Annotated in this window: 16 protein-coding genes and 1 pseudogene; 8 read left to right on the top strand and 9 right to left on the bottom strand. The window is 71.7% G+C overall.

The annotated features are described in order from the left end of the window. Window positions 1-63: 63 nt before the first annotated feature. The gene (locus ACZ3H8_RS00505) at window positions 64-345 is read right to left on the bottom strand and encodes an HPr family phosphocarrier protein (RefSeq protein ID WP_398991003.1); all 282 of its coding nucleotides are present in this window, start codon (window positions 343-345) and stop codon (window positions 64-66) included. 160 nt (window positions 346-505) lie between these two features. Between ACZ3H8_RS00505 and ACZ3H8_RS00510 the strand changes: the two genes are divergently transcribed. The 4 genes from ACZ3H8_RS00510 to ACZ3H8_RS00525 are packed head-to-tail and all read left to right on the top strand — an operon-like array spanning window position 506 to window position 5,985. Further along, window positions 506-3,469: a bifunctional acetate--CoA ligase family protein/GNAT family N-acetyltransferase gene (locus ACZ3H8_RS00510; protein WP_467395783.1), complete on the top strand. Its 2,964-nt coding sequence runs from the start codon at window positions 506-508 to the stop codon at window positions 3,467-3,469. A gap of 37 nt (window positions 3,470-3,506) precedes the next feature. Further along, window positions 3,507-4,091 (top strand): DUF5998 family protein, encoded by a 585-nt coding sequence (locus ACZ3H8_RS00515; RefSeq protein WP_398991006.1) that lies wholly within the window; start codon window positions 3,507-3,509, stop codon window positions 4,089-4,091. Beyond that, window positions 4,091-5,284 (top strand): alkaline phosphatase family protein, encoded by a 1,194-nt coding sequence (locus tag ACZ3H8_RS00520; protein WP_467395786.1) that lies wholly within the window; start codon window positions 4,091-4,093, stop codon window positions 5,282-5,284. Before ACZ3H8_RS00515 ends, ACZ3H8_RS00520 begins: the two co-directional genes overlap by 1 nt. Before the next feature lie 50 nt (window positions 5,285-5,334). Then, window positions 5,335-5,985 (top strand): thymidine kinase, encoded by a 651-nt coding sequence (locus ACZ3H8_RS00525; RefSeq protein ID WP_467395788.1) that lies wholly within the window; start codon window positions 5,335-5,337, stop codon window positions 5,983-5,985. On the opposite strand, the gene ACZ3H8_RS00530 is transcribed toward ACZ3H8_RS00525, so the two are convergent. The 6 genes and pseudogenes from ACZ3H8_RS00530 to ACZ3H8_RS00555 form a co-directional block, all read right to left on the bottom strand. Continuing rightward, window positions 5,972-6,997, bottom strand: a complete 1,026-nt coding sequence (locus ACZ3H8_RS00530; protein WP_467395790.1) for a pyridoxal-phosphate dependent enzyme — start codon at window positions 6,995-6,997, stop codon at window positions 5,972-5,974. The two genes, ACZ3H8_RS00525 and ACZ3H8_RS00530, sit on opposite strands and share 14 nt — an antisense overlap. Then, window positions 6,918-7,931 (bottom strand): GHMP family kinase ATP-binding protein, encoded by a 1,014-nt coding sequence (locus ACZ3H8_RS00535; protein WP_467395792.1) that lies wholly within the window; start codon window positions 7,929-7,931, stop codon window positions 6,918-6,920. The genes ACZ3H8_RS00530 and ACZ3H8_RS00535 overlap by 80 nt, the downstream gene beginning before the upstream one ends. Window positions 7,932-7,951: 20 nt before the next feature. Next, complete coding sequence (locus ACZ3H8_RS00540; protein WP_467395794.1) at window positions 7,952-8,797, bottom strand: Rossmann-like domain-containing protein; 846 nt, start codon at window positions 8,795-8,797, stop codon at window positions 7,952-7,954. A gap of 11 nt (window positions 8,798-8,808) precedes the next feature. After that, window positions 8,809-9,537, bottom strand: a pseudogene (locus tag ACZ3H8_RS00545) (ABC transporter ATP-binding protein); the annotation flags it as partial. A gap of 59 nt (window positions 9,538-9,596) precedes the next feature. After that, a complete protein-coding gene (locus ACZ3H8_RS00550) occupies window positions 9,597-10,715 on the bottom strand; it encodes a FecCD family ABC transporter permease (RefSeq protein ID WP_467395796.1) in 1,119 nt (372 codons plus the stop codon). After that, a complete protein-coding gene (locus tag ACZ3H8_RS00555; RefSeq protein WP_467395798.1) occupies window positions 10,705-11,736 on the bottom strand; it encodes an ABC transporter substrate-binding protein in 1,032 nt (343 codons plus the stop codon). Before ACZ3H8_RS00555 ends, ACZ3H8_RS00550 begins: the two co-directional genes overlap by 11 nt. 160 nt (window positions 11,737-11,896) lie before the next feature. Between ACZ3H8_RS00555 and ACZ3H8_RS00560 the strand changes: the two genes are divergently transcribed. From ACZ3H8_RS00560 to ACZ3H8_RS00575, 4 genes are all read left to right on the top strand, one after another. Beyond that, entirely contained in the window at window positions 11,897-13,153 is a 1,257-nt protein-coding gene (locus tag ACZ3H8_RS00560; protein ID WP_467395800.1) for an MFS transporter, read from the top strand. A 200-nt stretch (window positions 13,154-13,353) separates the two neighbouring features. Beyond that, entirely contained in the window at window positions 13,354-13,887 is a 534-nt protein-coding gene (locus ACZ3H8_RS00565; protein WP_467395802.1) for a proteophosphoglycan 5, read from the top strand. Between the two features lie 125 nt (window positions 13,888-14,012). After that, complete coding sequence (locus tag ACZ3H8_RS00570) at window positions 14,013-15,401, top strand: serine/threonine-protein kinase (protein WP_467395804.1); 1,389 nt, start codon at window positions 14,013-14,015, stop codon at window positions 15,399-15,401. Next, window positions 15,391-15,759: a hypothetical protein gene (locus ACZ3H8_RS00575; RefSeq protein WP_467395806.1), complete on the top strand. Its 369-nt coding sequence runs from the start codon at window positions 15,391-15,393 to the stop codon at window positions 15,757-15,759. The genes ACZ3H8_RS00570 and ACZ3H8_RS00575 overlap by 11 nt, the downstream gene beginning before the upstream one ends. Before the next feature lie 99 nt (window positions 15,760-15,858). Here the strand turns inward: ACZ3H8_RS00575 and ACZ3H8_RS00580 are convergent, their stop codons facing one another. Both ACZ3H8_RS00580 and ACZ3H8_RS00585 read right to left on the bottom strand, forming a co-directional pair. Beyond that, window positions 15,859-16,065, bottom strand: coding sequence for a hypothetical protein (locus tag ACZ3H8_RS00580; RefSeq protein ID WP_467395808.1), 207 nt, complete (start codon window positions 16,063-16,065; stop codon window positions 15,859-15,861). Between the two features lie 347 nt (window positions 16,066-16,412). Next, complete coding sequence (locus ACZ3H8_RS00585) at window positions 16,413-16,886, bottom strand: hypothetical protein (RefSeq protein WP_467395810.1); 474 nt, start codon at window positions 16,884-16,886, stop codon at window positions 16,413-16,415. Window positions 16,887-17,053: the final 167 nt, after the last annotated feature.

Here is a 17,053-nt window from a genome sequence, read left to right on the forward strand (position 1 = left end):
GAGCCGCGGTCTCCCGAATTCGGGATGCCGCGGCTCCGCCGTCGAGCAATTCGACTGGCAGGTTCAGACGGTCTCGGGAAGCTCTTCGAGCCCCTCGGCAACCAGCTTGGCCAGGCGGTCCAGGGCGGCGTCGGCACCGTCCGCCTCGGAAGCGAGCACGATCTCCTCGCCGCCCTGAGCGCCCAGGCCGAGCACCGCGAGCATGGAGGCGGCATTGACCGGGTTGCCGTCAGCCTTGGCGATCGTCACCGGGACGCCGGCGGCCGTGGCGGCACGGACGAAGATGGAAGCGGGGCGGGCGTGAAGGCCCTCGGCCCAGCCGACATTGACGCGGCGCTCAGCCATGGTGTTGCCCTTCAAGTCTTAGCGGTTGTCTAGACCAGTCTCTCATGCGTTGCGGAGTGCTCGCACCGGCCTTCGGCCGGGGGTGGCCGCAATCGGATCTCCCCAGACTGCCCGCGGCCAACGGCCGCCGCTACTGGTGGGTGAGCCTTACGCTTTCGGCATGCAGACCGAGCCGGACCACGCCTACCCCGATCACTGGGAAGCAGACGTGGTGCTGCGCGACGGCGGCACCGCACGCATCAGGCCCATCACCACCGAGGACGCCGAGCGCCTGGTCAGTTTCTACGAACAGGTCTCGGACGAGTCGAAGTACTACCGCTTCTTCGCGCCCTATCCACGGCTCTCCGCCAAGGACGTCCACCGCTTCACCCACCACGACTACGTGGACCGGGTGGGTCTCGCGGTCACGGTCGGCGGCGAATTCATCGCGACTGTCCGCTACGACCGGATCAACGCGCAGGGCCGCCCCGCGAGTGCCCCTGCCGACGAGGCCGAGGTCGCCTTCCTCGTGCAGGACGCCCACCAGGGGCGCGGGGTCGCGTCCACGCTGCTCGAACACATCGCGGCGGTCGCCCGCGAGCGCGGGATCCGGCGCTTCGCCGCCGAGGTACTGCCGGCCAACAACAAGATGATCAAGGTGTTCCGGGATGCCGGCTACACCCAGAAGCGCAGCTTCGAGGACGGCTCCGTCCATCTGACCCTCGACCTGGAGCCGACCGCCGAGTCCCTCGCCGTGCAGCGCGGCCGCGAGCAGCGCGCGGAGGCCCGCTCCGTGCAGCGCCTCCTCGCGCCCGGATCGGTCGCCGTCATCGGCACCGGCCGCGCGCCGGGCGGTGTGGGCCGCACCGTGCTGCGCAACCTCCTCGATGCCGGGTACACCGGTCGTACGTACGCGGTGAACCGCGCCTTTCCCGAGGGACAGCGGGAGGTGGACGGCGTCCCTGCCTTCTGCTCCGTCGGCGAGATCGGGGAGCCGGTCGATCTCGCGGTCGTGGCCGTTCCCGCCGAACGGGTGCCGGAAGCGGTCGCCGACTGCGGCGAGCACGGCGTCCAGGGTCTGGTCGTCCTCACTGCCGGATACGCCGAGAGCGGCGCGGCCGGGCGGGAGCGGCAGCGCGAACTGGTGCGGCAGGCCCGCTCGTACGGCATGCGCATCATCGGCCCGAACTCCTTCGGCATCATCAGCACGTCGGACGCCGTCCGCCTCAACGCCTCCCTCGCGCCTCAGTCGCCGGCGCCGGGCCGCATCGGCCTGTTCACCCAGTCCGGCGCGATCGGCATCGCCCTGCTGTCGGGCCTGCACCGGCGCGGCGCGGGCCTGTCCTCCTTCATCTCGTCGGGCAACCGCGCGGACGTGTCCGGCAATGACTTTCTGCAGTACTGGTACGAGGACCCGGACACCGATGTCGTCCTGCTGTACCTCGAATCGATCGGCAACCCGCGCAAGTTCACCCGCCTCGCGCGGCGTACGGCGGCGGTGAAGCCGGTCGTCGTGGTCAAGGGCGCCCGCCACAGCGGCAGCGAGCCGCCCGGGCACGCGGTGCCGGTGACCCGGATCCCGGACGCCACGGTCGGGGCGCTGCTGCGCCAGGCGGGCGTGATCCGCGTCGACACGGTCACCGAACTCGTCGACGCGGGCCTGCTGCTGGCGGGCCAGCCGCTGCCGGCCGGGCCGCGGGTGGCGATCCTCGGCAACTCCGAGTCCCTCGGCCTCCTCACCTACGACGCCTGTCTCGCGGAGGGCCTGCGCCCGCTGCCGCCGCGCGACCTCACGACGACGGCCACTCCGGCGGACTTCCGGGCGGCGCTCGCCGAAGCGCTGACCGTCGATGCGTGCGACGCCGTCGTGGTTACGGCGATCCCGTGGGTGGGAGAGAACGGCGTCACGGAATCGGGTGACGGCGAGGTCCTGGCGGCGGCCCTGCGTGACGCGTCGGCGACGTCTCCGGCAAAGCCGGTGGCGGTGGTCCACGTGGAAATGGGTGGCCTGGCGGAGGCGCTGGCAGCGGCCACGAGCACCCGCACGGACCCGGCTGCGGCCACGAGCACCGGCACGGACCCGTCCGCGGCCACAAGCACGCGTCCGGCCACGGCCCCGGCGACCGACGACCCGGACCCTGGCGCCGGCCACAAGGCACCGGAAGCTGCCGCGCGGCCCGCAACCACCCCCCGCCGTCCCCCGGGGCAGAGCGCGTCCCCCGTGTCCGCCGCCGCGCGCTACGGGGCCCCGGCCCCCACGACCGCCCCGCACGACTACCGCATCCCCGCCTATCCCGCCGCCGAGCGCGCCGTCCGCGCGCTCTCCGAGGCGGTGAAGTACGCCCAGTGGCGCCGGGACGCCGCCGAGCCCGGCAAGGTCCCCCAGTACGAGGACATCGACGAGCCCGGCGCCGCCGCCCAGATCGACGCGCTGCTCGGCGAGCACACCGACCCCCGCGGCATCACCCTCGCCCCCGCCGCCGCCCACGAGCTCCTTTCCCGGTACGGCATCTCCGTACGGCCGACCCTCCCCGCCCCGGGCCCCGACGACGCCGCGCAGGCCGCCGCCCGCCTCGGCTATCCCGTCGCCCTCAAGACCACCGCCCCGCACCTCCGCCACCGCGCCGACCTCGGTGGCGTGCGGCTCGATCTCGCCGACGAGGTCCAACTGCGGCAGGCATACCGCGAGTTGACCGAGGTCCTCGGCAAGCCCGAGGAGCTGCAGCCCGTCGTGCAGGCCATGGCCCCCCGCGGTGTCGACACCGTCGTCCGCGCCGCCATCGATCCCGCCGTCGGCGCCGTGCTCTCCTTCGGGCTCGCGGGCGCCGCATCCGAGCTGCTCGGTGACACCGCCCACCGGCTCGTCCCCGCCACCGACCGTGACGCGGCCGAGCTGATCAGGACCATCCGGACCGCGCCCCTCCTCTTCGGCTGGCGCGGCTCCGCGCCCGTCGACACCCCGGCACTCGAAGAAGTGCTGCTACGGGTGTCACGGCTGGTCGACGACCACCCGGAAGTGGTCGCGGTCAGCCTCGAACCGGTCGTCGTCGCGCAGCGCGGCCTCTCCGTGCTCGGCGCGTCCGTCCGCCTCGCGCCACCCCCCGCCCGCACCGACCTCGGCCCCCGGCGACTCCCCAGCTACTGAGCGCTCACCGGCCCCGCGGCCCCGTAGGATGGACGGCATGGCGAAGACCGGTACGACGACCCAGGGGCTGCGCGCGGCGATCGAGCGCAGCGGCTACTACCCGGCCCTCGTGGCCGAGGCGGTGGAGGCCGCTGTCGGTGGTGAGCAGATCGCGTCGTACCTGGTGCACCAGGAGACCACCTTCGACGCGAACGAAGTGCGCCGCCATGTCACCGTCCTCGTCCTGACAGTCAACCGCTTCATCGTCAGCCACACCGACGAGCAGGCTGCCGACTCGTCCTCCCCGACGCCGTACGCCACCACCTCCACCGAATCGGTCAAGCTCGGCCGGATCTCGTCCGTCGTGGTCAGCCGCGTCGTCGCCAACCCCGAGTCGTACACCCCCGGCACCCTGCCCCGCGAGGTCGTCCTCACCATCGGCTGGGGCGCCGTATCCCGCCTCGACCTGGAGCCGGCCGCCTGCGGCGACCCCAACTGCGAGGCGGACCACGGCTACACCGGCAACTCCACCGCCGACGACCTGAGCCTGCGCGTCAGCGAGGCGGGGGACGGCCCGGACGCCGTCCGTCAGACGCTCGCCTTCGCCCAGGCGCTCTCCGAAGCTACGGCAGCCACGCGCTGATGGCTCAGCCCGCAGCCTGGCCGGACGAACCCGTTCCCCTCGCTCTCGACACCGCGCCCGTCCCCGATTACGGCACCGGATCGCTCGCCGATCTGCTGCCGACGCTCGCCGCGGGCCAGGGGGTGCCGGGCCTGACCCAGTCCATCCCCGAGCTCACCCCCGCCGACCGGAACTGCGTGTTCCTGATCGACGGCCTCGGCTGGGAGCAGATCAAGGCCCACCCGGACGAGGCCCCGTACCTCACCTCGCTGCTCGCCACTTCGCGCGGCGGCACGGGACGGCCGATAACCGCCGGCTTCCCCGCCACCACCGCCACTTCGCTGGCCTCCGTCGGCACCGGCCTGCCGCCCGGCGCACACGGTCTGCCCGGCTACACCGCACGCAACCCGGAGACCGGCGAGCTGATGAACCAGCTGCGCTGGAAGCCGTACACCGATCCAAGGGCCTGGCAGCCGTACCCCACCGTCTTCCAGCTGGCCGACGCGGCAGGCGTGCACACCGCGCAGGTGACGTCGCCGACCTTCCAGCACACCCCGCTCACCAAGATCGCGCTCAGTGGCGGCAGCTTCCTCGGCCGGCTCTCCGGCGAGGAGCGAATGGACCTCGCGGCGGACCAACTGGCCGCGGCGGACCGGTCATTGGTCTACACGTACTACAGCGACGTGGACGGCAAGGGCCACCGCTTCGGAGTCGACTCCGACGCCTGGCGCGGCCAGCTCATGTACGTCGACCGGCTGGTGCAGCGCCTCGCCGAGCAGCTCCCGCCCCGCGCGGCCCTGTATGTCACTGCCGACCACGGCATGATCGACATCCCCTTCGACGAGCAGTCGCGCATCGACTTCGACGAGGACTGGGAGCTGCGCGCGGGAGTCGCCCTGCTGGGCGGCGAGGGCCGGGCCCGCCATGTCTACGCCGTCCCCGGCGCCGAGTCCGATGTGCTCGCGGTCTGGCGCGAGGTGCTCGGCGAGCAGTTCTGGGTGGCGAGCCGGGACGAGGCGATCGCCGCCGGCTGGTTCGGCGCGCGGGTCGACGAGCGGGTCTTCGGGCGGATCGGCGATGTCGTCGCCGCGGCCCACGACGACGTGGTGATCACCGCATCCGTCAATGAGCCGCACGAGTCGATGATGGTGGGGATGCACGGCTCGATGACCCCCATCGAGCAGCTCGTCCCGCTCTTCGAAGTACGCTCATAAGCGCCCGTGGACGCTCCTCTCACGCAGACCCGAAAGGTCCTCAACTCCCCATGCCCGAGCTGGTGTTCTTCTCCGGAACGATGGACTGCGGAAAGAGCACTTTGGCGCTCCAGATCGGACACAACCGTTCGGCTCGCGGGCTCCAGGGTGTGATCTTCACCCGTGACGACCGGGCGGGCGAGGGGAAGCTGTCCTCCCGGCTGGGCCTGGTCACGGAGGCGGTCGAGGCCACCGAGGGCATGGACCTCTACGCGTACCTGGTGGACCAGCTTTCCAAGGGCGGCAAGGCGGACTACGTGATCGTGGACGAGGCGCAGTTCCTCGCCCCCGAGCAGATCGACCAGCTCGCGCGCATCGTGGACGACCTCGGGCTCGATGTCTTCGCCTTCGGTATCACCACCGACTTCCGCACCAAACTCTTCCCTGGCTCGCAGCGGCTGATCGAGCTGGCCGACCGGATCGAGGCCCTCCAGGTGGAGGCCCTGTGCTGGTGCGGCGCCCGGGCCACGCACAACGCCCGCACGGTGGGCGGCGAGATGGTGGTCGAGGGTGCCCAGGTGGTCGTCGGTGACGTGAACCGCCCGGCCGAGGAGATCGGCTACGAGGTCCTCTGCCGCCGCCACCATCGCCGCCGCATGACCAGCGCCTCAGCTCATGCGGGCGCACTCTCGCCGGACGTCCTCCCGGTCAACCACGCCTGACGATCGCGGCTGCGTGTGGGTCGGCCGGGGCCCGATTCCAGTGCATCCGGGACCAGGGGAGGGCGAGTTCGGCCTGGGTTGTGACGGGGCGGGGGGCGAGGGAGTCGACGGCGACGGCCTCGCGGTGCCGGGCGTACACCGTGTCCACGTAGCGGTGGCCGGTGTCGGCGGCGATGAAGAGGACTGTCCGCTCCGGGGACTGCTCCCGCTCCCAGCGGGCGGCGAGGTAGCCGGCTCCGGTGGACAGCCCGGCGAACACCGCGTGCCGCCGCAGCAGGTCGACGCTGCCGGCCAGGGCGGCGTCGAAGGAGATCCAGTGGAGCGTGTCGTACGACGCGTGGCTGACGTTCTCGAAGGGGATGGAGCTGCCGATTCCGGCAATGATGATCTCGGGGTCGGCCACGTGCTCGGCGCCGAAGGTGATGCTGCCGAAGGGCTGGACGCCGACGAGTTCGACGCCGGGCGAGTCCGCACGGAGATAGCGGGCGAGGGCGCCGGTGGAGGCGCCCGATCCGACTCCGCCGACAACGGCCAGGTCCTCCCCACCCGTTGACTCCCGGATCAGGTCGGCCACGGCGCGGTACCCCAGGTAGTGGATGTCGTCGTGGTACTGGCGCATCCAGTGGTACTCGGGGTGCTCGGCGAGGATCTCGTGGATGCGCTCGACGCGGCGCTTCTGGTCCAGCTTGAGGTCGCTGCAGGGCTCCATCTGCTCCAGCGTCGCCCCGAAGACGGAGAGTTGGGTGCGCAGGGTGTGATCGACGGTGGTCGAGCCGACGATGTGGCAGCGCATGCCGTAGCGGTGGCAGGCCAGGGCGAGGGCGTAGGCATAGATGCCGCTGGAGCTGTCCAGCAGGGTGTCTCCGCGCCGCACCGCCCCGGTGTCGAGCAGGTGGCGTACCGCGGCGAGGGCGGAGACGACCTTCATGGTCTCAAAGCGCAGGCAGATGAGCCGGTCGTCGAGGCGTATCAGGTCCGGCCGGCCGATCGCCTCCGCGATGTGCTGGTCCACTCAGGAACTCCTTGGTCGTCGGGAAGGTCGTGAAGGTGCGGGTGGCGGGAATGCCGTTGCTGTCCAGGGCCCGTACGCAGCTCCGTATCCGGTTCCGCAGGCCCGGCGCGGCGGGGTCGATGAGCAGGCCGGCCACCGCGCCGCTGTGGGCGATCTGGACACCCACGGCCCCGAGGCGCCGGGCTATGTCGGCGAGCGTGTCGAACTCCGGGTGACGCAGGAGCTTCTGCCCGCGCCAGGCGCTGGCGGTCGCGACCTCGCCGAGCAGGGCGGCATCGCTCGTGGCCACGGCCCGCCGCAGGAGGGCGCGCAGCCGTTCGTAGGCGCGTACGTCGTTGTCGTCGTGGACCCGGACCGGCAGGGAGAGGGTGTCCACGGGTGCGCCCCCGCCCAGAGCGCAGCCCACGACGACGAGGGGCGGCAGGCAGTGGCCGAGGACTTCCAGGACCCGGCCCTCGCGCTGGGCGAAGAGGACGGGGCGGGCGTCGAGCATCAACGGGTCGCAGGCAAGCTCGGCCCGCACCGCCAGCCGCGCGATGGTGTCGGGCGGCAGCCGCATTCCGTAGGAGTCCGCGACCGCCCGCACCACGGCGATGACATCGCTGGTGGAGCTGCCCATGCCCAGGCCCACCGGTATGTCGCCGGTGATCCGCAGCTCCCCGCCGCAGGGCGGCTCCCGGCGCCGCAGTGCGCACTCCTCCACGGCGAGAACCGCGGCACGGGCGGCCTTCGCACGGTCGCCGGGCAGGACGGTGAGGTGCTCCGGCGGGGTGCCGGGGTGGCGGGTGAACTCGGCCCGGCTGCCCAGTCCGGTCATCGGCAGGGTGACCAGGCCGGCGCACCTGCGCCCGGTGGCGTCGAGGAAGACGCCCTGGAGGATCTCGCCGTGGTGGCAGGAGGCGTACCCGGCGCCGGAACGGTCGGCGCCGGGCACACTCCGGCGGGCGGCCGGGATCACGCCTCGCTCACCGTCCGGTAGCGGTACAGGGTGGTCGGGTCGGCGCTGAACTGGGAGAAGGGGAACGGCTCCGCGGACAGGGCGGTCACCCCGGAGCCCAGGAAGGCCCGGGCCACCGCGCTGCCGGTCTGCGCGTACACGACCAGGGGGATGCCCCGGGTGCGACAGCGGTCGAGGATGGTGTCGAAGGAGCCGTTGCTGAGGGTCATTCCGGTGGCGACGACGGCATCGGCGCGGTCCAGCACCTCGTGCATGTCGGTGGTGACGGGATCGCCCCACTGGGTGGCCTTGAGGTTGAAGTCGCACGGCAGCGGTTCGCCGCCCCGCTCGCGGATCGCCGCGACCAGCGGGTTGACGACCCCGATCAGGCCGACCTTGGCGCCCTCCTCGATGTCGAGCAGCCCGGCGATGGCCGCGTCGCGGGCCTTCGCGCGGACCTCGGGGGTCCCGGCGGGGAGGGTGACCGGATCGGCTTCGGCCGCCTCGGCGGCCGCGCGGTGCGGGCGCTGCTCGGCGAGGTAGGCGTCGAGGGCGGCGATCCGCAGCGGGCGCGGTGCCTCGCGCAGCAGGACGTCGAGCGGGGTGCCCGAGGAGTCGCGGCAGATGGCCGGGTCGATCTCCCCGGCCTCGAAGGCGCAGCCGCCGAAGGAGCCGCCGAGGCGTACCAGGACGTACTGGTTGAGGTAGGTGGTGTTGCCGCCGGCCAGCCGGGTGCCGTGGTGGATCCAGAAGACGCTGGTCGCCACGGGCTCGGAGGGCAGCGGGCCGTGTTCACCGGCCAGTACGGCCGCGATAAGGGCGTCGACGGTCGGTGCGGGCGCGGTGCTTGTCTGGGTCGTCATGAGGATCCTTGTCACAGAGCGAATTGAGGTGCGGTGTTGCGGAGGGGGCCGCGGTAGGTGACCGCGGGGTGGCCCAGGGCGTCGGTGGCCAGTTCGGCGTCCACCTCGAAGATCTCGGCGAGGTGCTCGGCCGTGAGGACGGCGGAGGGGGTGCCGGAGGCGACCAGGCGCCCGTGGTGCATGAGCAGCAGCCGGTCGCAGTACCGGGCGGCGAGCGACAGGTCGTGGAGCGCGACGAGGACCGTCTGATCGGCGCCGGACAGCAGCTCCATGAGTTCCAACTGGTGCTTGACGTCGAGGTGGTTGGTGGGCTCGTCGAGGAGGAGGCCGTACGGCTGCTGGGCGAGCGCGCGGGCGATGTGGGCGCGCTGCCGCTCACCGCCGGACAGCGCCTTCCAGGAGCGTCCGGCGAGGGCGGCGAGCCCGACGCGGTCCAGTGCGGCGGCGATGACCGCCCGGTCGGTGGCATCCGGCCCGCGCCAGCGGTCCCGGAAGGGGGTCCGCCCCAGCCCCACGACGTCGGCGACGCGCAGATCGGTGTCGAGCCCGGAGTCCTGCTCGACGAAGGCGATCTGACGGGCGATCCGGCGGGCGCTCCAGTCCCGTACGGGCCGGCCGTCGTAGCGGACCGTGCCCGCGTCCGGTACGCGCAGGCCCGACAGGCAGCGCAGCAGCGAGGACTTGCCCGAGCCGTTGGGGCCGAGCAGTCCGACCGTCTCTCCCGGCGCGATGTCCAGGCTGACCTCGCGGACGACGGGTGTGCCCGCCGCCGACCAGCTCAGACCTTCGGCGCTGATCCTCACAGTTCACCCCTCCTGCGCAGGACGAGAAGGAACAGCGGTACGCCGAGCAGAGCGGTGATCACGCCGACCGGCAGTTCCCGGGGTGCGAACGCGAACCGCGCCAGCGCATCGGTCCACACCAGGAACACCGCGCCCGCGAGCGCCGAGTAGGGGAGCAGCACCCGGTGCAGCGGCCCGACGAGGAACCGCACCCCGTGGGGGACGATCAGCCCGACGAACCCGATGGCGCCGACGGTGGCCACCGCCACCGAGGTCAGCACGGCCGTCACCGCGAGCAGCAGCAGCCGGGTGCGCCGTACGCCGATCCCCAGGGACGCGGCGGTGTCCGCGCCGAACGCGAGTGCGTCGAGGGAGTTCGCGCACAGCCAGGCGGCCGCCAGCCCGAGTGGCGTGACGATCGCGCAGACCACGACGGCGTCCCAGCGGGCCGGGGCCATCGAGCCCAGCAGCCAGTGGGTGATCGCGCGCGTGGTGTCGGCGTCAGCCGAGGCCATCAGGATGAGCGAGGTCAGCGCGGTGAAGAGCTGTCCGACGACCACGCCCGTGAGGACGATACGGACCGAGTCCAGCCCCGTCCGGCGCAGCAGCATCAGCAGCAGGCCGAAGGAGAGCAGCGCGCCGACGAGGGCACCGCCTGTGACCCCGAGGGTGCCGGCGCCCACCCCGAGGACGACCACGGTGACGGCTCCGGTCGACGCGCCCGAGGACACGCCGAGCAGGTACGGGTCGGCCAGCGCGTTGCGGGTGACGGCCTGGAGCACCGTGCCGCAGACCGCGAGCGAGGCGCCGACCAGGGCCGCCATCAGGACGCGGGGCAGGCGCAGATCCCAGATGAGCGAGTCCACCAGCGGCGGCAGCGGCGCGGCCCCCAGGCCGAGCCGGGCACCGAACACCCGGGCGAGTTCGGTCCACCCCACGTCGGCGGTGCCGATGCGCACCCCGGCCGCCACCGAGGCGGCCAGCACGACCACCACGGCGAGGAGCAGCCCCGCCCGGGCCGGGGCGGCCCGGGGCAGGGCGGACGGCGCGGTGGTCGGCGCTGTCACCACCGCCCCACGGGCCGCCGGATGCAGCAGGTCCACCGGTCCCGGACAGGCGACCGGGTCAGCGGACATACCCGAGGTCCTTCATACCGGCCGCCAGCAGGCCCAGCGTGTGCACGGAGCGCACGGAGGGGTCCAGCTCGATGCCCGGCACCTCGATGATCTTGTTGTCGCGCACCGCCGCCAGCTTGGAGATCACCGGGTCCTTTGCCATCGTGGCGCGCTTCTCGGCGGCGCTGTCGCCCGGCCGGCCGCGCTCGGACAGGTCGCCGATGACGATGAAGTCCGGGTTGCGTTTGGCGACTTCCTCCCAGGAGACCTCCGGCCAGTCCTCGTTCACGTCGTCGAAGGCGTTCTTCGCGCCGACGATCCGGCTCATCTCGCTGGGCAGGCTCGTCTTGCCCGCGACGTAGGGCATGCCGTTGAAGACCGAGTAGAGGTAGACGACGGTGGGCTGCTTCCCGCCCTGGGCGACCTTGGGGGCGGTCTCGCCGGCCTTGGCAACGGCGGCGCGCTGCTCCTGGGCGAGCTTGCCGGCCCGCTCTTCGGCGCCGAAGACCTTGCCCAGCTGCTCGTAGTCGGAGAAGAGGAGTTCGAAGGGGGTCTTTCCGGCCTTGTTCTGCTGCGGGCAGTCCACGGCGCTGACGAAGGTGGGGACCTTGAGGGCGCCCAGTTCCTCGCGGGTGCCCGCCCGGTCCTTGGTGTAGAGGTCGGTGGAGCCGGCCACGACGAAGTCGGGCGTGGCGGAGCGCAGTTGCTCACTGGTGGCGATCTTTGGGGCGATAACCGGGATCTTGGCGTACGCGTCCTGGTACTGCGCGGGGATCTTCGTCTTCAGGTTGGCCGTCCCGGCCATCCGGTCCTGGAGCCCGAGTTTCAGCAGGGTCTCGGTCGAGGTCTGGTCCAGGGCGACGGTCCGCTTCGGGGGCTGGCCGAAGGAGAGCTGCTGGCCGCAGCTGGTGATGGCCGCCCCCGCACCGGTGGCTTTGGCGGCCGGCTTGTCGGCCGATGCGGGGTCGTTGGTGGCGGTCGAGCAGCCCGCGGTCGCGAGAGCGAGGGTGAGGGCGATGCCGAGGCGGGCGCGGTGGCGCATGGATTCTCCGGTCTGGAAAGAGCGTGGGCGTTGTCGTGCACCGGGCAGGAGTGCCGCGTTCGAAGGGTACTGTAATGGTAATCGTTTTCATTAACACCCCCGGGGTGCGGTTCGATGAGCCGCGCCCCGGCACCTGCCGACGAACGAGGAGCACCACACCGTGGCGACTACACCCGCGCCCGCGAAGCCCAAGACCGATCCACCGCCCGCACGTTCCGTCCTGCGCGACATCGCCTTCCTCCGCCTGTGGGCAGGCACCACAGCCTCCGGGCTCGCGACCTGGGCGCTGCCCTTCGTGCTGGGTCTGGCGGTCCTGCACCGGGAACTCGGCGCGGCCGGCCTCGGCCTGGTCCTCGCGGCACGCACCGCCGGCTTCCTCGCCGCCGTCGCGGTCGGCGGGGTGCTGGCCGACCGTCACTCCCGCCGCGCCGTCGTACTCTGGTCCGCCCTCGCGGCCGCGGTCGCCGCCCCCCTCCTCGCCCTCGGCCTCGGCCGGTCACTGGTGCTGATGACCGTTGCCGCCGCCCTTGCGGGCGCCGGTCAAGGGGCCTGCCGCCCCGCCTTCCAGGCGCTCACCGCCGAGGTCGTCGACGCCGACCGCCGACAGCAGGCCAATGCCGCCATGACCCTGGCGGTACGGACCTCCACGCTGGCCGGCCCCACCCTGACCGCGCTGCTCTCGGCCTTCGTCGACGTCGGGACGCTGTTGCTGGGGATCGGCGTGCTCTGGCTGGTCGCCGCACTCATACCGGGCCGGGGGGCCGCCGCCCCGTCCGCCGAGCCCACTCCGCGCGCCTCGTTCCGTGCCGAATTCGTCGACGGCATACGAGAGGCCCGCCGCCACCCCTGGTTCGTTGCCGGACTCGGCGCCCTGACCGCGGTGATCGCGCTGGGCTACTCCGCCACCAGTGTCGCCCTGCCCCTGATCAGCCGGGATCGGTACGACACCGAGTGGGTGCTTGCCGCGGCCATGACCGCGTACACCGTGGGCGCGCTCGGCGGGGCTCTGGTCACCGCCCGCCGGCGGCCCCGCTCGCAGGGCTGGGCCGCCTTCGCCGGGCTGGCCGTTTACGGTTTCGCGCCGCTGAGCCTGATGCTGCCAGTCCACCCGGCCGTGGTGATCGCCGCCTACGTCGTGGCCGGAATCGGGATCGAGCTCTTCAACGTGCCCTGGTTCACGGCCACCCAGCGTGAGGTCGCCCCGGACAAGCTGGCCCGCGTCTCCTCCCTGGACTTCCTCATGTCCTACGGCCTGGCCCCGGTCGGCCTGGCCCTTATTGCCCCGGCCATCGACACCTTCGGCGTCACGCCGGTGCTCGCCGTGTGCGCGGCGGCCTGCTTCCTCGTACCTGCCGCGGCTGCGCTGGTGCCCACCGCCCGCCACTTCGGGCGGCCGCCGACGCCGAAGACGGACTGAGCGGGACGGCCCCGGCGATGCCCGTTGTCAGAGGCAGGCGCTTGAATGCGTTCCAACCGATTCGCACACTCGAATGCCGCATAGACAGAGAGGTGGACACCGCTATGGGGCTGGTGGCCTTGGATTTGCCCGTACCGGCACAGCTGCGCGGGCGCTGGGCGGCGTTTGCGGCGGTCTGTGCCGCCCGGGGATGGGATTCCATGTGCCGTGCCGACGGGCGTGTCTGGCACTTCGACGACGCGGGTGGCAACTGGCTTGAACTGCATCTCCTCGGCGAGGGGCGTGCGGTGCTGGTAGGTCACGACCACGAGTACTCGGAAACGTACTACGGCCCCGCCGCCGAGGAGTTCGGCGAGGACGAGACCGACCTGCTCGCCGACGCGCCCGACTGGTGGCAGCCCGTGGTGCGGCAGACCCTGGACGCGGAACTGTATGTGGGCTTCGTCTACGGCTTCGACGCCGACGGGTGGAAGCGCGCCGAATACAGCCTCGACGACGGGTTCCGCAGCGTGGGCCTGCCCGCTCTGACCATCGAGCGCACCCGCGAGAGCATCATCGAGTTCACCCGGACCGCCCCGGGAGTCACCGGTGCGACCGCACGCCAGGACGCCATCGACGCGTTGATCGCCGCCGACGGTGACGTCACGGAGGAACAGGTGGCCGCGGTCATCGGGAAGGGTGGCTGGGATCCCGCGGCGGGCGTGGCCGCGGCCAGGAAGTTCCTGGCCGTCTGACCGGGTGTGGCGACGACCTTGCCGGCGAACGGGGCGTTCGAGACTGTTGTCGATTCCGCCCACGGACCGTTGTCGTCTGAAAAGGTTCTTTCCCAGGGGATGTTGGCCGAGGACGGGGAGTGTCGATGGAGGCTCTGCAGCCGGGCGATCCGGATCGAGTGGGCGACTACCGGCTGGTGGGCCGACTGGGCGCCGGTGGCATGGGGCAGGTCTTCCTCGGCCGTTCTGCGGGCGGTCGGCCCGTGGCCGTGAAGCTGGTCCGCCCGGAGTACGGGGCCGACGCCGGGTTCCGGCGGAGTTTCGCCCGGGAGGTGGAGGCGGCCAGGCGGGTGGGCGGCTTCTTCACCGCGCAGGTCGTCGACGCCGACCCGTACGCGGATCGCCCCTGGCTCGTCAGCGCCTACGTGCCAGGGCCTTCGTTGCAGACTGCGGTCGCCGAGCACGGCGTACTGCCGGCCAAGGCACTGCGGGTACTGGCGGCGGGGCTGGCCGAGGGACTGGACGCCATCCACAACTGCCTCCTGGTGCATCGCGATCTCAAGCCGGGCAACGTCATCCTGGCCGCCGACGGGCCACGGGTCATCGACTTCGGTATCGCCCGCGCCCTGGAGGCCACCTCGCAGACCGTGACCGGGGTCATCGCCGGCACTCCGGCCTACATGTCCCCGGAACAGGCGCGCGGCGACGCCGAGATCACTCCCGCCAGCGACGTGTTCGCGCTGGGGTCCGTGCTGGCCTTCGCCTCGATGGGCGCTGCTCCGTTCGGCGATGGGCATCCTGCCGCCGTGCTGTACCGGGTTGTTCAGGAGGAGCCCGACCTGTCGCTCGTCGACAACGAGTTGCGCGGACTGGTGGCCGCCTGTCTGGCAAAGGATCCGACCGCTCGGCCGGCGATGGCCGAGATACTGGACACCTTTACCGGCGCGGACGTGAGCGACGACTGGCTGCCGCAACCCGTCACCACCATGATCAGTGACATCGAGAACGATGACGCCGAGACCGAGGGCGCCGACCTCAGCGACGTTGAGGCGAGCGACGTTGAGGTCCGTGACGTCGAGACGCCCCGGACTCGTAAGCAGCGCCGTGGCCTCTCGCGGTTCATCCCCACCCGTCGGCGCGAACCGGTCGACGCACCGCCCACGGTCGTGGTGCCCGGCGCGATCGAGACAGGCTGGAACGGCCTGGCGTGGGGGGCGACGGTTGCGGAGTTCCGGGCGCGGTTCCCCGGCGCCGCGCAGGAGAACGGCGAGTGGTGGGTCACCGGCCGGGGCCCGGAATCTTTCTGCGGGATCGTGATGGCCACGCAGTACGCCTTCAACGACCACGGTGAGCTCTGCCTGGTGGTCTTCTACCCCGAGGCGGAGGACCGTGAGCGGCTGGCGGTGGCCGTCCTTCAGACGCTGGGCGCGCCCGACGGCCAGACGACGAAATGGACGAGGGGCGATGTCGTGGTCGACGTGAAGGTGGCCGGCATCGTCGCCAGCATCACGCATCTCGGGTTCGATGCCCGCTGACGAGACCGAGGGCCTGATGACGGACCTGCTGTCACCGCCGACAGTCGATGAGGCGGTCGACGGCTACCTGGAGTTGGACTTCACCGGCCCCGCCACCGTCCGGATCGGCCCGTATCCCGGCATGGCCGCCAACGACGTCGTCACCGTCCGCTGGGCGCTGTGGGACGAACGGTGGGAGTCGCGGCTGAGGATTCCGGGCACGCAGGTGGGCCGGGCTGTGACCGTCCTGATCCCCAATCTGTACGTCACCCGGTCAGCCACCAGGGTGTCCTACGCCATCGACCGGTTCGGCGGCGGAACCTCGGAGTCCGAGGTATTGGCACTCAACGGGGCAGCTCCCGAACCTCGGCGCCCGTGACCGGTGCACGCGCGCGGGCACGCATCTGCGAGGCTCGGGGGACGGCGATCCGACAAGCGCTGCGGAGCAGTTGGACGCCTCGTGACCGGTCGTCCGTCATCACCGGCCATCAGGGCTCCCGGAAGGCGGACGAACATCCTCCGGTTCGGGCCTGGCGGCCGAGTGGGGGCGCCGAGCTTCCTGCATGACACGGCGCCACGACCGGATCAAGTCGGGGATCTGGTCAAGCAGGCCCTTCAAGGCGTAGATGAACGCCGATCCAACGCTGGCCGCGCCCAGAATCCCCAGGACGATCTGCAGCTCCATGTTCGGGTCCTCCCGTGGGTGGAGGGATGGCCGAACTGAGCGCAACCGGATACAGGGTGGCAGGTGTCTCAGGTCGACCATCCTGAATGCGATGATCAACTGAGGCCCTGCCGACGTACAGGCCGCGTGTGCAGTTGTCGCGATTGACGTGGTGTCGACTACCTCGACAGTCACGCCCGAAAGGGACGTCGGACCCGTTCCCGTCGCAGCCAGCACTGCTGGCCGTGCCCTGCGGAGCTTAGCCATTGCGGGAGCCCGTCGCTGCCCATCGAGACGATTGCCTCCCTCCAGTAGCGCCGAAGCCGAGATCGCCCGCAAGGCAACGGCAACTGGCACTGCCTCAGTCGTCAGTGCCAGTTCTCGGCGTCGTACATGTACACCACCAGGGCGCGACCCTCGGCACGCGAGGCAGTGCGCGCCAGTGCGATGGCGGCGGGGTAGTCGTAGGCGTCCTCCGGGGCGCTCATCGCGGTCGGCGAGGACAGGACCCGATACCCACAGACACCGCGCCGCCAGTTGTCCAGGTACAGCGTCTCGCCGGCGGGCGGGTCCACCGGGTCAACGCGAGGATCGCGGTGGAGCACCGGCCATTCCCGTACGACGTCGCCGTGCCGGAGGATGGCCACCTTCTGCGCCCTCCGGAGGATCTTGTACCCCCAAGGGATCCATTCGTGCAGATCGGGGTCATTGAACCTGGCGGAATCGGTGAACGCAGACGTGGGGCGGTGGCCACCGAAGAGTACGTACTGTGTTTCAGTCCGCTCGCTGTCGAAGGGGTCGATACGGTCCGCCTCAACCGGCGGGAACGGCCAGTAGTCCATGGCGCCGATCCTGCCAGGCCCCACTGACAGCGCCGGGGTGCAAGAACCTCGCCGCCCACCCGGCACCAGGCGCCGGACCGGGCGGCCGACCCGCGTCAGGCGGCCGACTTCGACCAACGGAGGACCGGGCGGGTCATCCGTGACGGCCCCGCCTCAGCCAGGGCCCC

The sequence above is a fragment of the Streptomyces sp. NPDC002868 genome, assembly GCF_055563295.1.

What these genes read in the sequence shown, in the direction of transcription:
- ACZ3H8_RS00520 (WP_467395786.1), top strand. Translation starts at nt 4,091, where the DNA reads ATGGCTCAGCCCGCAGCCTGGCCGGACGAACCCGTTCCCCTCGCTCTC.
- ACZ3H8_RS00550 (WP_467395796.1), bottom strand. Translation starts at nt 10,715, where the DNA reads ATGTCCGCTGACCCGGTCGCCTGTCCGGGACCGGTGGACCTGCTGCAT.
- ACZ3H8_RS00580 (WP_467395808.1), bottom strand. Translation starts at nt 16,065, where the DNA reads ATGGAGCTGCAGATCGTCCTGGGGATTCTGGGCGCGGCCAGCGTTGGA.
- ACZ3H8_RS00525 (WP_467395788.1), top strand. Translation starts at nt 5,335, where the DNA reads ATGCCCGAGCTGGTGTTCTTCTCCGGAACGATGGACTGCGGAAAGAGC.
- ACZ3H8_RS00515 (WP_398991006.1), top strand. Translation starts at nt 3,507, where the DNA reads ATGGCGAAGACCGGTACGACGACCCAGGGGCTGCGCGCGGCGATCGAG.
- ACZ3H8_RS00585 (WP_467395810.1), bottom strand. Translation starts at nt 16,886, where the DNA reads ATGGACTACTGGCCGTTCCCGCCGGTTGAGGCGGACCGTATCGACCCC.
- ACZ3H8_RS00565 (WP_467395802.1), top strand. Translation starts at nt 13,354, where the DNA reads ATGTGCCGTGCCGACGGGCGTGTCTGGCACTTCGACGACGCGGGTGGC.
- ACZ3H8_RS00510 (WP_467395783.1), top strand. Translation starts at nt 506, where the DNA reads ATGCAGACCGAGCCGGACCACGCCTACCCCGATCACTGGGAAGCAGAC.
- ACZ3H8_RS00505 (WP_398991003.1), bottom strand. Translation starts at nt 345, where the DNA reads ATGGCTGAGCGCCGCGTCAATGTCGGCTGGGCCGAGGGCCTTCACGCC.
- ACZ3H8_RS00555 (WP_467395798.1), bottom strand. Translation starts at nt 11,736, where the DNA reads ATGCGCCACCGCGCCCGCCTCGGCATCGCCCTCACCCTCGCTCTCGCG.
- ACZ3H8_RS00540 (WP_467395794.1), bottom strand. Translation starts at nt 8,797, where the DNA reads ATGACGACCCAGACAAGCACCGCGCCCGCACCGACCGTCGACGCCCTT.
- ACZ3H8_RS00570 (WP_467395804.1), top strand. Translation starts at nt 14,013, where the DNA reads ATGGAGGCTCTGCAGCCGGGCGATCCGGATCGAGTGGGCGACTACCGG.
- ACZ3H8_RS00575 (WP_467395806.1), top strand. Translation starts at nt 15,391, where the DNA reads ATGCCCGCTGACGAGACCGAGGGCCTGATGACGGACCTGCTGTCACCG.